We start from the raw sequence: 14606 nt of genomic DNA on the forward strand, positions 1-14606 counted from the left end.
ACAATGACGCCTGGCGAAACCGGCTGCGTGCCGCTTTCGCCAGCGGTCACTACAGCTTGGCCCGCAGGCCAAAGTAATACTGGCGGCCGTTCGCATACAGGGCCGTGGGCTGGTCCTGGTTGGCGCCATAGTACTTGAGCACCGGGTTGTTCAGGTTCAACACGTCGAAGGTCAGCGAATAGCGCTCGTTGATCTTGTAGTTCAGCGACGCGGCCAGGTTGCCCACGCCATGCACGTACTGGGGCGAGCTGCTGAACAGGCCGGCCAGGAAGCTGGAGCGGTAGGTATAGGCCAGGCGGGCGCTGAGGCGCTCATCCTCGTAATAGCCTTCCAGGTTGTAGGTGCCGCGCGAGCTGCCGACCACGGCGGCGCCATCGTCGGCCTTGCCATTCGTATAGGTGTAATTGCCCACCACGCCGAAGCCACCCCACAAGCCTTGCTGGTAGCTCAGTTCCACGCCCTTGTTCTTGGCGCCGATATTCGTCGGCGACTGGATCACATAGGTGTTGAATTTCTTGAAGGTATTATTGTAATAGGTCACGGGCGCCGTGCCGAAGGTCACGTACGATTGCATGTCCATGAAAAACGCGCCCACGGACAGCATGGCTTTCGGCGCGAAATACCATTCCAGCGTAGCATCGTAGTTGGTCGAGCGTATCGGTTTCAGGTCGGGATTGCCGCCCGTGCCCGTCAGCAGCTGGTCGTTCAGGTTGACGGCGCCCACCAGGGCGCTGTAGTCGGCGCGCGCCATGGTCTTCGCCACGGCCGCGCGGGCCACCAGGTCCTTGCTCAGGTCAAACTTGACGTTGGCGCTGGGCAGCACGTCCGTGTAGCTGTGCTTGACGACGGTGGGCGTGTAGGTGCCGAAGATATTTTCCTGGCCGATCGGGTTTTCGCCGCCGGGCACGTTCGTCACCGTCGTCTGCTGCGTGCGCACGACGCGCACGCCCACATTGCCGCGCCACTTGTTGCCCGACAGATTGGCCATGAGGTAGGCGGCGCTGTCCTTTTCCTTCACGTCCAGCTCGGCCGGCCAGTTGCGCGAATTCGGTCCGCCCGAATTGTCGTATTTATTCGCCCACGCCACCAGGTCGGCCGGATCGAGCTGCCAGTAGCGGCCCTGCGCATTGGCGCCCAGGCCCTTGCCATAGTCGCCCGGATAGGTGCCGCCATTCCACTTCGGCAAGGGCGCGTTCGTCGTGCCGTCGCACACGGCGCAGCTGCGGTTTTCCGGCCACGCCACATTGCGGTGGTGCTCCGCGTAGCGGGCGCCGAACTTCAGCGATTCCAGCACGCCATAGTCCATGCTCAGCTCGCCATCGGCCTGGCCGTATTTCTCCGTATCCAGGGTTTCCACGTGCGAACCCCAGGCCGACGCCGTCACCACGTTGGAAAATTTGGAAATATCGAGGCCGGGAAAGTTCAGCCGGGCCGGCGACAGGCCATTCAACTGGTAGGACACGCCCACGCCCGTCAAGCCCGCCTCATAGCCGAGGTCGACGGGCGTCTCGCCGATGCCGCGCGTGTAACCCAGGCTGCCCGAGATGCGCAGGCGGTCGCTGGCCCGGTAGCTGCCGTTGACATCGACATACGCCGTGGAGGAATTCGAGCCGGGGCGGTAGATCTGGTCGACCAGGGCCGGATACAGCTGGCCGTTGTAGGGCGTCGTAGCATTGGCGGCAGGAAATTGCGAGGCGGGGAAATCCGCCGCCACCAGGGTGTTGTTCTTCACCGTAAATGCACTGGGAATCACGCCCACGTGCTTGCCGTCATTGTCGACGGCATTCAGGTTGGCGCCGGGCTGGTTGTAGAAGCTGCGGTTGTAATTGGCCGCGTCCAGTTTCGAATAAAAACCGTTAACGTCGAGCATCAGATCCGGCGTGGGCTTGAACTGCACGTCGACGCTGCCGCCCTGGCGCTTGCGCACCTGCTCGAACAGGGCCGAGTTGATGCCCAGCGGCGCCAGCACGCCCGCCAGTTCCGGGTATTTCTGCGCGGCGGGGCTGTTCGCATCGATGGCGCCATAGCCGAAGAATTCCTGGCCATCGCGGCGCTCGTGGCGCTTCTCGGAAAACACCTGGAACAGCACGCCCATGGTCTTGGCCTTGTTCTTCCAGTTGAACAGGGCATTCATTTGCGGGTCCGTCTTGCCCGGCAAGTCCGCGTAGATGGCTTGCACAGCCAGTTCCGCCGTGAACGGGTTCTTGAAGCTGAGCGGCTTGCGCGTCTCGATATTGATGGAGCCGGCCACGCCGCCCTCCACCAGGTCCGCCTGGGCGCTCTTTTGCACGGTGACGCGGCTGACGATTTCCGACGGCAGCAGGGAAAAACTCACGCTGCGCCCCACGGTGCCCACCTGGTCCGTGACGAACCAGTCGCCCGTGCCGACGGCGTGGCCATTGATCAGGGTTTGCGTCAGGCTGGGGCTGGTGCCGCGGATGCTGACCCGGTCATTCTCGGAAAATCCCCCCTCGCCGCCCGCCGACGAGGAAATATTCACGCCCGGCACGCGCTGCACGGCATCGGCCACGTTCTTGTCGGGCAGCTTGCCGATGTCTTCCGCGCTGACGACGTCGATCACGGAATCGCTGTTGCGCTTCTGGCTCAGCGACTGTTCCAGCGACGCGCGGATGCCGGTGACGACCACTTCCTGCATGGGCGCTTGCTGTGCCTGGGCCGCGATATTGATGGACAACAAGGCGGCAGCGGCGGCGATGGGGTGTAATACGGGATGCAAACGACTGTTCATAGACTCCTCGTTATGGATGCCCGCCACGGTGGCGGGACGGTTTTATGGATGAGTACAGACGGCAAACGACGGGGTGCAGCGGCAAGAAAGGGATAACGGCGGGAGCGCCGAAAAAAAAGGCAAGCCCCTGGAACAGGAACTTGCCTTGAAAAGACCGAGGAAGACCCGGCCCAGCGCGGTGGCGCCAGGCCGGATCGTCTTGCTTACAGTTTGGCGCGCAGGCCCAGGTAGAAGGTACGGCCGTTGCTGTAGAAAGCGCGTGGCTGATCCTTGTTTTCCGCGTACATCTTGATGGTGGTGTTCGTCAAGTTAAGCGCATCGAACGTGACCGTGAAGTGTTCGTTGATCTTGTAGTTGATCGAACCGGCCAGGCCGCCAGCGCCTTCCACGTGCTGGCTGGCGCCACGGTCCACGCCCGCCTTGTACGACGAACGGTAGTTGTAGGCCAGGCGCGCGCTGAGGGCATTGGCTTCGTAGAAGGCCGTCAGGTTGTACGTGTTGCGCGATGCGTTGACCAGCTCGTCACCGTTGTCCAGCTTGCCGTCGGCATAGGTGAAGTTGGCCAGGACGCCGAAGTCGCCGAACAGCGGCTGCTGGTAGCTGAATTCCGCGCCCTTGTTCTTGCCGCTGGTGTTGAATGGCGACGTGATCAGGTACACGGCATTGGCGTTGCGCTTGCTGTTGAAGTAGGTGGCGCTGGTGGTGCCGTTCGACACGACCGATTTCAGGTCCATGTAGAACAGGCCCACCGAGAAGGCCGACTTCGGCGCGAAGTACCATTCGGCGCTCACTTCGGCGTTATCCGACTTGACCGGGTTCAGGTTGACGTTGCCGCCTGCACCGCTCAATGCATCGTCGTTCAGGGAGACCGAGCCGCCCAGCGCGCTGTAGTCAGGACGGGCGATGGTGCGGGCAATGGCGCCACGCACGACCAGGTCGTTGCGCACGTCGAACTTGATGTTGGCGCTCGGCAGGAAGTCATTGTAGCTGCGCTCGTACAGGTGCTGCGAGTACGGACCCCAGTCGGAACCGGTGATCGGGCCGCCGGCCTGGTTGACCAGGGTCGACTGCTTGGTGTGCACGGCGCGCAGGCCGAAGTTGCCGCTCCAGTTGTCGCCCGTCAGGTTGGCCATGGCGTAGACAGCCGAGGTTTTTTCCTGCAGCTTGAATTCGTCGGTCCAGTTGTGGCGACGCACGTAGTCGAACAGGCGGTTGCCGGGAGCCGCGCCCCAGGCGCCCAGTGCCGCGCCGTCATACTTGAAGTAGTTGCTCGACAGGTTGCCGCCCAGGTTGCTGGCGAAGTCGCTCGGGTACATCGTGCCATTCCATACGGGACCTGGATTGGAGAAGCCCAGCGCGCCCGGACGGGTTTCGAACGGATGCTCGGCATCGCGCTTGTGGTCGGTCATGCGGGCGCCGAACTTGACGGAATCCCAGACGCCGGACGACAGGCGCAGCTCGGCATCGATCTGGGCGTATTTTTCCTGGTCGACGGAACGCGATTCGCCGCCGCCCGCCCAAGCCGTCGAGCCTGGCTTGGTGGTGGTGCCGCCCGGATACGACACATTGGCCGGGCTCATGCCGTTCAACTGATACACCATGCCGCCATCGACGTTGTTCTGGTAGTAGACGTCGTCGCGGTCATAGCCGACGCCATGGGTCTTGCCCAGCTTGCCGGTCAGGGTCAGGTCCTTGGTGGCGCGGTACTTGAAGTTGAAATCCAGGTAGTACGATTCGCCGCCGGCGTCAGGACGGTAGATATTGTCGACCTCGCCCGAGTTGGTGGCGAAGGTGGCGCCCGTCAGGGTGCCGTTCTTGACCGTGTAGTTGCTCGGCACCTGGTTGGCGCTGTTGATCGAGTTCGCCGGCGCGGCCAGCCAGTTGGTATTCTGGTGCGGGGCCTTCAGCTGCGAATAGAAGCCGTTCACGTCCAGGGTCAGGTCCTTGCTGGGCTTGAATTCGACGTCGAAGGCACCGCCTTCGCGGGTTTTCTTTTGCTCGAACAGGCTGGCACCGATAAAGGTCGGCACTTTCACGCCGGCCAGTTCAGGATGGGCCAGCGCTGCGGCGCTGTTGGCCAGGATCGGCGTGTAGCCGAGGATTTCCTGGCCATCGCGGCGCACGGTCGATTTTTGCGAGAAGCCCTGCACCATGATGCCCAGGGTATTCGTGTCATTTTTCCAGTTCACCAGGCCGGAGAACTGCGGATCGGTCTTGCCGGCCAGGTCATTGTAGAAACCCTGCACCGATGCTTCGGCCGTGATCTGGTTCTTGAATTCCAGCGGACGGCGGGTGATCACGTCGATCACGCCCGAGACGCCGCCTTCAGGCAGGTCGGCCGTGGCGCTCTTGTGCACGACGACGGAGCTCACCAGTTCCGATGGCAGCAGCGAGAAGCTGCTGCTGCGGCCGACGTTGCCGCCGAACTGGTTCAGCACGAACCAGTCGCCCGTGCTGATGGCGTGGCCATTGAACAGGGTTTGCTGGAAGCTGGGGCTGGTGCCGCGCAGGCTGACGCGGTCGTTTTCGCCGAAGCCGCCTTCGCCGCCGGCCGACGACTGGGTATTCACACCTGGCAGGCGCTGGATCGCGTCGGCCACGTTACGGTCCGGCATCTTGCCGATATCTTCAGCGGTCACCACTTCCACGACGGAGTCCGCATTGCGTTTTTGCTTCAGCGATTTTTCCAGCGATGCACGCACGCCCGTCACCGTGACGGTGGCCACATCTTCGGCGGGTGCTTCTTGCGCCTGCGCCGAAAAAGCCAGACCAGCGACCATCACGGCAACGGCCGCGGCGATCGGCGTGCGGTGACGCGATCCGGATTTCAATACGGCAGCTGCAGGTGTCAAATTGCGTTTCATGTACTCCCCCTTGATTTAAGCTCCAGGATTGGAACCTTTTCATTTTTAACGTAGATCTTCTTTACAGCCCGCCCGCTCTCGCCGGCTTGCTGCAGACCCTTCGGTACAACCACTTACAAAACCAATTCAACGCCAATATACTACTATCCAATACCAGAACACTACCAGTTGCAACTTTTTTTTTATAACGTTGTTTGAATCACACAGACCACTTCCGCTGAATCAATCCCTAGCCCGTATGGCCGGTGTAAATACCAGCGGGGCGAGGCATAAATTGCCGGCCTGATAATTCAAATTGGTTTTATAACGGTCTTTTTTGGTATTATCCAGCGACACAAAACAGATACAGAGCGCGTCTGCAACGCGCCGTAACGGAGACCCTCAGCGAATGACAACCCTGGCTCACATCATGCAAGGCCTGGGGCAGACGAGCAGCCTGCCCCTGTACCAGCAACTGCAGCGCGCGCTGCGCGAAGCGATCGACAAGCGCATCCTCGGCCCCGACGAAGCCCTGCCGGCGGAACGCCAGCTGGCCAGCGACCTGTCCGTCTCGCGCATCACCGTGCGCAAGGCCATCGACGGCCTCGTCAACGAAGGCCTGCTCGTGCGCCGTCCCGGCTCGGGCAATTTCATCAATACCCGCATCGAAAAGAATTTCGCCAAGCTGACCTCGTTTTCCGAGGACATGCGGGCGCGCGGACGCACGCCGCGCAGCGTCTGGCTCAAGCGCTCAGAGGGAACCGTCACGCCGGAAGAGGCCTTGCGCCTGCGGCTGTCGCCGGGTGCGCCCGTGTACCGCTTCCACCGCATCCGCTATGCGGACGAGGTGCCGATGTGCCTGGAGTACGCCACCATCGTGGCCAGCTGCCTGCCGGCACTCGATGCCGTCGACGTCTCCATGTACGACGCTCTGGAACAGGCTGGCAACCGCCCCGTGCGGGCCTTGCAGCGGCTGAGCGCGCTGTTGCTGACGGGAGAGCAGGCCAGCCTGCTGCAGGCGGAGGAAGGCGACGCGGGGCTGTCGGTGGAAAGGCTGGGCTTTTTGCGCGATGGCCGCGCCGTGGAATTTTGCCGCTCCTACTTCCGCGGCGATATGTATGACTTCGTGGCCGAATTAAGTACCAATTAATACCGGATGCCCGATTTTCTCAATACCAGATAAAACCACTTATTGCGGTGCAATATATATGCCGGTGCCGCGCCGATATATGCGAAGGCACGGTGAATTAATCGGCGGCGATTATCTGGCTGCGCGCGCAGCATATAAAACGGACCGTGCCATGCGCTATGGCGCATTGCAGCAAAGCGTGCCGCCGTCCGTCAGGCGGCGGGCGTGGCGCGGCGGCCCAGGCACAGGAAAACCGCGGCCAGCGCCACGCACAGCCAGCCGGACAGGGGCGCCAGCCAGCCCGCCCAGACCGTCACGGGCTGCGCTGCCGGCAGGGGCGCCAGCAAGGTGCTGCCCGGCATGGCGCTGCTGGGGCGCTCCGCCAGCACGCGTCCATGCGCATCGCTGACCGTCAGCACGCCCTCGCGCGCCGCGCGCAGCACGGCATAGCCGTTTTCCACGCCGCGCACGAGCGTCATGCGCGCCCCCATCCAGCCGTCGAGCTGGAAATCCCAGGCCGGCACCAGCATGGCCCGCGCCCCGGCCGCGCCATACGCCCGCCCCAGGGATGCAAAATGCATATCCTTGCAGATGGCCAGGCCCATGGCTTGCCCCGCCACCGGCTGTACGGCAAACGCGCCGCCAGCAAGGAAGTCGCGCTCGGGCGGCGCCAGATGCTGTTTTTGATAGCTGGTGGGCGCGGCGCCATCGGGCGCGAACAGCCACGCCAGGTTGCGCCGGCCGTCGGCGTCCTGCACGCCGATGCCCAGCGTGATCCAGGTCGCCGTGCGGCGCGCCAGCGCCTGGAAGCGTTGCTGCACGACGGCGGCCTGCGCGGGCGGCAGCACGGCTATCTTTTCCGGCAACAGCAGCAGCCGCGCGCCCTGCCCCGCCAGCGCTTCGACGTGGCGGGCGTACTGGTCCCAGATGGCTTGCGCGCGGGCCGGCGGCGTGGCCGGACCGATGAAGTCATCGATGGCCACCAGTCCCGCCAGCGGCCCCGCCGGCGCCGGCGCCGCGTGCGCGCGCCAGCTGCCGCCCGCGAACGCGGCCAGGAGCAGCAGGCCAGTGACGAGCGCCGCCGGCACATATGCGCGGCCGCCGGCCAGCAGCAAGGCCAGCGCGGAGGGTGCCAGGCACAGCAAAAACAGCAGGCCGGGCACGCCCGCCAGGGCCGTCACCTGCAGCACGGCAAGGTTATCCGCTTGCGAATACGCGAAGCTGCCCCAGTTACCGTCCGGCAGCAGGGCCGCCATCAGGGTATCGATGGCCACCCACAGCACGGGATAGGCCAACACCGTCCAGCCCGCCCGGTAACGCAGCACGAGGCGGCGCGTGGCCAGCACCACCAGCAGCCACAGCAGTGCCTTGACGGCGATCGCGGCCAGCACGGCCGGCAAGGGCATGAGCAGGCGGAAATATGCGACGTTCGAGGACAGGCCCAGCGTGGCGGCCAGCAAGGTCATCCAGGCGGCGTCGCGGCGGCCCGAACGCAAGGCCAGCCACAGCACGGGGACGGGCGCGCACCAGGCCAGCCAGCCCAGCGGCTGCGGCCCCAGCACCCAGTACAGGGGCAGGCCGGCCGCCAGCGCGGCGGCGATCTGCGACAGGCGCCGGCGCAGCGCGCCATTGCCGGCAAACAGGGAGGGGGCAGCCAGGGTCGTCGACATGTTCATGCTTTCAGGGGGAGCCAGATTTCCACGCCGCCGATGCCGCTGGCGGGGTCGAAATGGTGGTCATAGCGTTCGAAATCGGGCGCGTCGGCCACTTCCAGGCCGGAGCGGGGCAGCCAGTCGTTCCACAGCGCATGCCAGGTGGCGCGGATGGTGGAAATATGGCCGCGGTGATGAAACACGGCATAGCGGCGCGGGGCGATGCGCAGGCGCATCCAGCCTTCGGGCGCCTGGGAAAAGTCGGCCACGGGCATGGCGCACAGGTAATCGAAATTGCCCGCGTCGTCATTGTTGCAGCACACGCCATACAGCACCTGGCCCGGGGGGGCATGGGGCAGGAAGCGCTGCCACAGGGCGGGAATGCCGGCCGCCGTTTCCGCGCGATAGCGTTCCACCAGGCCCGCCAGCAGCAGGGCCGGCCCCTGCTCGAAACGCGGCGGCGCCAAAGGCTGGCCGGGCGCGGCATCGTGCCTGATGGCTTCCACCAGGGCGAGGTTGGCGACGTGGCCCTGGGCCCGCACCTTTTCCGGCGTGACCTGGAACTGTTCGCGGAAGGCGCGCGTAAAGGCTTCATGGGAGCCGTAGCCGGCCTGCAGCGCGACGGCAAGAATATCCTGCGCGCCCTGCGCCAGCGCGCGCGCCGCCACGCTGAGCCTGCGCGCCCGCACGTAGCGCATCACGGAGTGGCCCGTCGCCAGCCCGAACGCGCGCGTCAGGTGACAGGGCGAGGCGCCGCCCACGCGGGCGATGTCGTCGAGCGACAAGTTGTCCGCATAATGCGATTCGATATACCACAGTGCCTTGGCCAGATAGTGCATGAGCGCTTCCCGTTGAACGAGCAGCGACTGTAGCATTTTCGGAAGGCGATGATTTGACCGGAATTGCGCAATGCGCGCAAGCGCTGCCTATTTGCGGGTGCGCTTTTCGTGCAGCAGCTGGCCGCTGCTGATGCGTGCCAGTTCCGCCATTTCCTGGGCCAGGAAACCCAGCAGGTCGTCGATGCTGACGATGCCGGACAGGCCGCCCAGGCTATTGACCACAGGCAAGCGGCGGATGCCGTTGACGCGCATGCGTTCGATGATTTCGTAGACGTCTTCGTCTTCGCTGGCGGTGAGCAGCTGTGCGCTCATGATGTCGCCCACCAGCAGGCTGGCAGGGTCGAGACCGAGGGCGATGACGGAAATGACGATGTCGCGGTCGGTGAGGATGCCGACGGGCACGCGCTCGCCGTTGGGCTGCTCGGCCACGACCAGGTCGCCCACGTGGTGCTGGCGCATCAGCAGCGCCGCTTCCTGCACGCTGGTGTCACGCTGACAATGAATCGTCTGCAAGGTGCAGATGTCGCTGATACGCATGTCGCCCCTCCTTTGCCGCCAGAGTCTCAACGCTACGCCAGCGGCGCCGGCGCGGGCTTGATGCAAATCAAGTGAAACGGGTCTTACTTTTCTTCGGGAGGCGGCAGGAAGCAGGCTTCGACGATCTGCAGGTCGTTATCCTTGGCAAACTCGCGCACGAAGTGGAAGGCCATCGGCTCGATCTCGCGCAGCTTGGTGTTGACCACCACCGACTTGACGCCATTGACGACGGTCGGGCGCACGTAGGGCGAATACTGGAGGTGCGCATTGCGCCCGCCGCCTTCGGGATTGAAACAGGACATCACTCCACAAAGGCGCTCGGCCCAATCGCTGGGTCGGAATTGCTTGCCATTGCTGGTGAGACCAAGGATGAAGAACTCGTCTGAGAGTTCCCCTGTTTTTTGAGATAACTCGGCCATGTGGCTTGTCGGGACTGGATTGCGTGAATGGCCCCGGCGGGTAAGCCGGGCTGGTAATTCAACTACGTTTGCTGCGGTAAGCCAGTATTATATCTTATAGAAGACTTGGGTTCTACCTCGATCTGCCCCGCGGATGCAAACAGGGGCCGGCACGCCTTGCGCGCCAGCCCCTATTTTAACCTTGTTCCACGCGCCAGGCGCAGGGAGAACGCGCGTGCGCCCCCGTCAGCCGAGGAAAACGGCGCCCGACAGCAGCAGCAGGAGCAGCATCCACAGCAGCAAGGCGCGCCACACGAGGCCCACCGTGCTCTGCAAGGCGCGCGCGCCCGGCTCTTCGCCCGGCAGGATGTCGCCTTCGCTGTCGCTGTCGTCGACGGCCAGGTCCGGCGTCGTCAGCACGCGCGCCGCCGTTTCCGCCGGCGTGCCCAGGCGTACGCCCATGGCGCCGCCGCCGGCCGTCAGGATGATGCCGATGGCCTCGTCCTGCCAGCGCTGGGCGAAATTGCGCCAGGCATAGATGGCATCCTCGAAATTGCCCACCACGGCGAAGGCCACGGCCGTCAGGCGCACGGGGATCCAGTCGATCCAGTAAAAGGCGCGCGCGGCGAACTGGCCGAACGCTTCATTGCGCATGTGCTCCGGCTCGTTCCAGGCGCGCGCCAGGTATTCGGCCACGCGGTACATCACGGCGCAGGCGGGCCCCAGCGGCATGAGGAACCAGAAGAAGACGCCGAATACATTGCGATGCGTGGTGATCAGGGCTTTTTCGACGGCGATGCGGGCAATTTCACTCGCTTCCATGCCCACCGTGTCGAGCTTGGTCCAATCGGCCAGCAAGGTGCGCGCGGACGCTTCGTCGCCGGCGCTCAGGGCCAGCTGGATGGACGTGAAGTAATGGCTGTAGTGGCGAAAACCCAGGGTCAGGTAGACGATGAGGATATTCCAGGCAAAGGCGACCAGGGTCAGCTGGTAATGCTGCAGGACCCAGTACACGGCCGCCGTCGGCACCATCAGCATGCCCAGCATGAGGAACCAGCCCATGCGGCCATGGTTGGCATGGCCGGCATTGAACCAGGTCTCCATGCGCATCGCCAGGCTCTTGATCTCGGCGTAGATGGGATTATCCGCGCGCAAAGGTTTGAGCTGCTCGATCAGCAATGCGCAAAGTATGGAGAGAAATGTCATCAAACGTCCTTTTTGTCTTTTTCAGCAATACCGCAATGCCCGCTACGATAGCGCAGTGCAGTGCTGGAATCAAACTTATTACGTGCGGGGCGCCATTTTACGCGCGCAAGAGGTGAAACAGGTTGCGCAGCATGCCGGCCGTGGCGCCCCAGATATAAAAGCGTTCGTAGGGCATGGCGTAGAACGAGCGCCGTCCGCCGGGCAATTCCACCGACAGGCGCTGGTGGTTGACGCCATCCATGAGGAAGGCCAGCGGCACCTCGAAGATTTCCGCCACCTCCGACGGGTCGGCGCGCAGCGTGAACGGCGGCGTCACCAGGCCCACCACGGGCGTGACCCGGTAGCCGGTGCCCGTCACGTAATCGGGCAGGCAGCCCAGCACTTCGACATGCTCGCGCGCCAGGCCCACCTCTTCTTCCGTTTCGCGCAGGGCCGTGGCCACGGGCGAGGCATCGAAGGCTTCGCTGCGCCCGCCGGGAAAGCTGACCTGGCCCGCATGGCTGCTCAGGTGATCCGTGCGCATGGTGAGCAAAATGGTCAGGCCCTGCGGCCGTTGCACGAGGGGAATGAGCACGGCGGCGCGCACGGGCACGGCGCGGGCGGAGAGGAAATCCTGGGTGATCTCGGGCTGCCAGTCCGGCTGTTCGGCCAGGCGCCGGCGCAGCCAGTCCGGCGTCAGGCGTTCGGCGTCCAGCGCCGCCTCGCCGGCGATCGAATCGATGGCGAGTTGTTTGGGATCAAACGCGATAGTGGCCATTACCCCTCCTTCATGATTAAAACCAGCTGGCAAAACCGGCGCGAGCGGCAGGACGAGGCGGCCGGGACGCGCAACCGTACGCCAGTACGGCGAGCATCGCAGGCTACCTATGCCGGCGCGCAGCAGCTTGGGCCAGGTGCCACCATAAAAAAAGGGGCGCCGAGAGGCACCCCTTTTCCCAACGCAGACGCTGATATTACGCGCTTGCTTTCGCCACAACGCGGCGATTTGGCAATTTTTCTTTGATACGCGCCGATTTACCCGAACGCTCACGCAGATAGTACAGCTTGGCGCGGCGAACATCACCACGGCGTTTCACTTCGATCGAAGCGATCAGCGGCGAGTACAGTTGGAACGTACGCTCGACGCCTTCGCCGGACGAGATCTTGCGAACGATGAAGTTCGAGTTCAGGCCACGGTTACGACGGGAGATAACGACGCCTTCGTACGCCTGGGCGCGCTTGCGCGTACCTTCGACGACGTTGACGCTGACGATAACGGTATCGCCTGGTGCGAAGTCAGGAATCGATTTACCCAGACGGGCGATCTCTTCTTGCTCTAATTGTTGAATCAAGTCCATTTTTAACACTCCGAAAACCATCATGCCGGCGCACTGTGGATAGCGTGCTATCCGCCCGGTAGAGGATGGGTATTACCAATTTGGGCAACATGCCCGGCACTGCAAGGCCACCCTGCCGGCCGTCCGGGGACGGCTTACAGGCTGGCCAGGAATTGTTCGTCGGCCTTGCTGAGCAAGCCGGCGGCGCGCGCACTGACCAGCAGGTCAGGCCGCTTCTTCGCGGTCGCTTCCAGCATGCGCTGGCGGCGCCACTTGACGATCTCGGCATGATTGCCACCCATCAAGACGGGCGGCACGGCCATGCCTTCATATGTTTCCGGCCGCGTATAGTGCGGCGAATCGAGCAAGCCATTGACGAAGCTGTCCTCGATGGCCGAGGCCTCCGTGTTCAAGACGCCCGGCAACAGGCGGATCACGGCATCCATCAGCGCCATGGCGGGCAATTCACCGCCCGACAGGACAAAATCGCCCATGCTGATCTCTTCGTCGACGCAGCGGTCCAGCAGACGCTGGTCCACGGCTTCGTAGCGGCCGCACAGGATGACGAGACCAGGCTCGGCTTTCAACTGCGTGACGCGCTCGTGTGTCAGCGGACGGCCTTGCGGCGACATGAACACGACGCGGGGCGCGGCCAGTCCGAGTTCCGTCTGGCGTTGCTTGGCGGCCGTGATTGTCGCTTCGAGCGGACGGGCCATCATCACCATGCCGGGGCCGCCGCCATACGGGCGGTCATCCACGGTGCGGTGATTGTCGGTCGTGAAATCGCGGGGATTCCACAGCGACAGGCCACATCTGTTCTGTTCGAAGGCACGCCGGGTCACACCCGACTGCGTCAGCGCGGCAAACATTTCCGGGAACAGGGTCACGACATCAAATTGCATCGCTCACCATTCCGCAACGTTTGCCAGGCGCAAGATTAAGCGCAGGCGGTTTAATAATCGAGGCCCCAGTCGACCGTGATCTTGCCGGCAGCCTTGTCAACATTGATGACAAACTGCCCGACAAACGGGATCAGGCGCTCGGGCGCCTTTTCAACGGTCTCATCAGCATTGGCGACAGGAGTAATGCGCAAGATCGATTGCGGACCATTGCTCATCATGTCAGTCACCTTGCCGAGGCACTCGCCTTGCAAATTCTCAACTGTCAGTCCGATCAGATCGGACCAGTAAAACTCATCGGCCGACAGCGTCGGGAAATGGCTACGCGGAATTTGCACAGACACGCCTTTCAGCGCTTCTGCGGCATCCCGCCCGACCACACCCACCAGCTGGGCCACGACGTCGCCGCCGTGTAACTTCGCTTGCCTGACTTGCACTTCGTGCAAGGCGGGTTTATCAAACCACCAGGTTTTGACGCTTAATAATGCATCCGCGTCGTCGGAGAAAGGAGTGATCCTGACCCCGCCAGCAATGCCATAGGCACCGGAGACATAGCCTACCTGTACCAGGTCATCGGGGACTTTCACCCCGGATGCAGTCTTGACCGTCAAACCAGTGATCTAATTAAGCTGCTGCTTTGCCGTTGCTGGCAACCAGACGAGCAACGGTTGGCGACAATTGTGCGCCAACGCCTTGCCAGTAGGCCAGACGGTCTGCGGTGATACGCAGTGGAACTTCGCCACCTTGCGCCATCGGGTTGTAAAAACCGATACGCTCAATGAAGCGACCATCGCGGCGATTGCGCGAATCAGTAGCGACGATGTTGAAGAACGGGCGCTTCTTGGCGCCTCCACGAGCTAAACGAATAACGACCATAATATTTCCAAAAAGTGTGCTGAGGCGGAAAAAGCCGCAAATTATAGCGCGCTTTACCGCCAGGCAGCAAGCGTTATGATGACGGGCGTGTAATTTGGGCTAATCGAACATTATGACCAGACATCGCCGAAGACGCAATAGGCGCGTGCGCCTATCGTGCCG

At 63.1% G+C, this 14606-nt stretch carries 13 protein-coding genes; 1 reads left to right on the plus strand and 12 read right to left on the minus strand.

The annotated features are described in order from the left end of the window. Positions 1–49: 49 nt before the first annotated feature. Together EBS11_RS20535 and EBS11_RS20540 are read right to left on the minus strand one after the other, a co-directional pair. A complete protein-coding gene (locus tag EBS11_RS20535) occupies positions 50–2749 on the minus strand; it encodes a TonB-dependent receptor (protein ID WP_290605851.1) in 2700 nt (899 codons plus the stop codon). A gap of 203 nt (positions 2750–2952) precedes the next feature. Next, a complete protein-coding gene (locus tag EBS11_RS20540) occupies positions 2953–5613 on the minus strand; it encodes a TonB-dependent receptor (RefSeq protein ID WP_290605853.1) in 2661 nt (886 codons plus the stop codon). A 388-nt stretch (positions 5614–6001) separates the two neighbouring features. Here EBS11_RS20540 and EBS11_RS20545 point away from each other — a divergent pair, with 388 nt between their 5' ends. After that, positions 6002–6742, plus strand: a complete 741-nt coding sequence (locus EBS11_RS20545; RefSeq protein WP_290605855.1) for a GntR family transcriptional regulator — start codon at positions 6002–6004, stop codon at positions 6740–6742. Positions 6743–6933: 191 nt separating this feature from the next. Here EBS11_RS20545 and EBS11_RS20550 read toward each other — a convergent pair whose 3' ends face one another. The 10 genes from EBS11_RS20550 to rpsP all read right to left on the minus strand — a co-directional run bounded on the left by EBS11_RS20550 (position 6934) and on the right by rpsP (position 14444). Continuing rightward, positions 6934–8397, minus strand: coding sequence for a carbon-nitrogen hydrolase family protein (locus EBS11_RS20550; RefSeq protein WP_290605858.1), 1464 nt, complete (start codon positions 8395–8397; stop codon positions 6934–6936). Beyond that, on the minus strand, positions 8394–9212 hold the full coding sequence (locus EBS11_RS20555) for an AraC family transcriptional regulator (protein ID WP_290605859.1): 819 nt from the start codon (positions 9210–9212) through the stop codon (positions 8394–8396). Before EBS11_RS20555 ends, EBS11_RS20550 begins: the two co-directional genes overlap by 4 nt. Before the next feature lie 87 nt (positions 9213–9299). Beyond that, positions 9300–9749, minus strand: a complete 450-nt coding sequence (locus EBS11_RS20560; RefSeq protein WP_290605861.1) for a CBS domain-containing protein — start codon at positions 9747–9749, stop codon at positions 9300–9302. Positions 9750–9832: 83 nt separating this feature from the next. Beyond that, positions 9833–10168, minus strand: a complete 336-nt coding sequence (locus tag EBS11_RS20565; protein WP_029496213.1) for a DUF3579 domain-containing protein — start codon at positions 10166–10168, stop codon at positions 9833–9835. A 225-nt stretch (positions 10169–10393) separates the two neighbouring features. After that, positions 10394–11353 (minus strand): CobD/CbiB family protein, encoded by a 960-nt coding sequence (locus EBS11_RS20570; RefSeq protein WP_290605869.1) that lies wholly within the window; start codon positions 11351–11353, stop codon positions 10394–10396. 97 nt (positions 11354–11450) lie between these two features. Further along, positions 11451–12110 carry a CoA pyrophosphatase gene (locus tag EBS11_RS20575; RefSeq protein ID WP_290605870.1) on the minus strand — a complete coding sequence of 220 codons (660 nt, stop codon included), beginning with the start codon at positions 12108–12110 and terminating at the stop codon, positions 11451–11453. Between the two features lie 196 nt (positions 12111–12306). Next, positions 12307–12690, minus strand: coding sequence for a 50S ribosomal protein L19 (gene rplS / locus EBS11_RS20580; protein WP_035825414.1), 384 nt, complete (start codon positions 12688–12690; stop codon positions 12307–12309). A gap of 134 nt (positions 12691–12824) precedes the next feature. Continuing rightward, positions 12825–13571, minus strand: coding sequence for a tRNA (guanosine(37)-N1)-methyltransferase TrmD (trmD, locus tag EBS11_RS20585; RefSeq protein WP_290605873.1), 747 nt, complete (start codon positions 13569–13571; stop codon positions 12825–12827). Between the two features lie 50 nt (positions 13572–13621). Next, positions 13622–14179, minus strand: coding sequence for a ribosome maturation factor RimM (gene rimM, locus EBS11_RS20590; protein WP_290605875.1), 558 nt, complete (start codon positions 14177–14179; stop codon positions 13622–13624). A 13-nt stretch (positions 14180–14192) separates the two neighbouring features. After that, complete coding sequence (rpsP, locus tag EBS11_RS20595) at positions 14193–14444, minus strand: 30S ribosomal protein S16 (protein ID WP_076567307.1); 252 nt, start codon at positions 14442–14444, stop codon at positions 14193–14195. Positions 14445–14606 lie beyond the last annotated feature (162 nt).

The sequence above is a fragment of the Janthinobacterium sp. genome, assembly GCF_009923995.1.
Classification (GTDB): domain Bacteria; phylum Pseudomonadota; class Gammaproteobacteria; order Burkholderiales; family Burkholderiaceae_D; genus Janthinobacterium.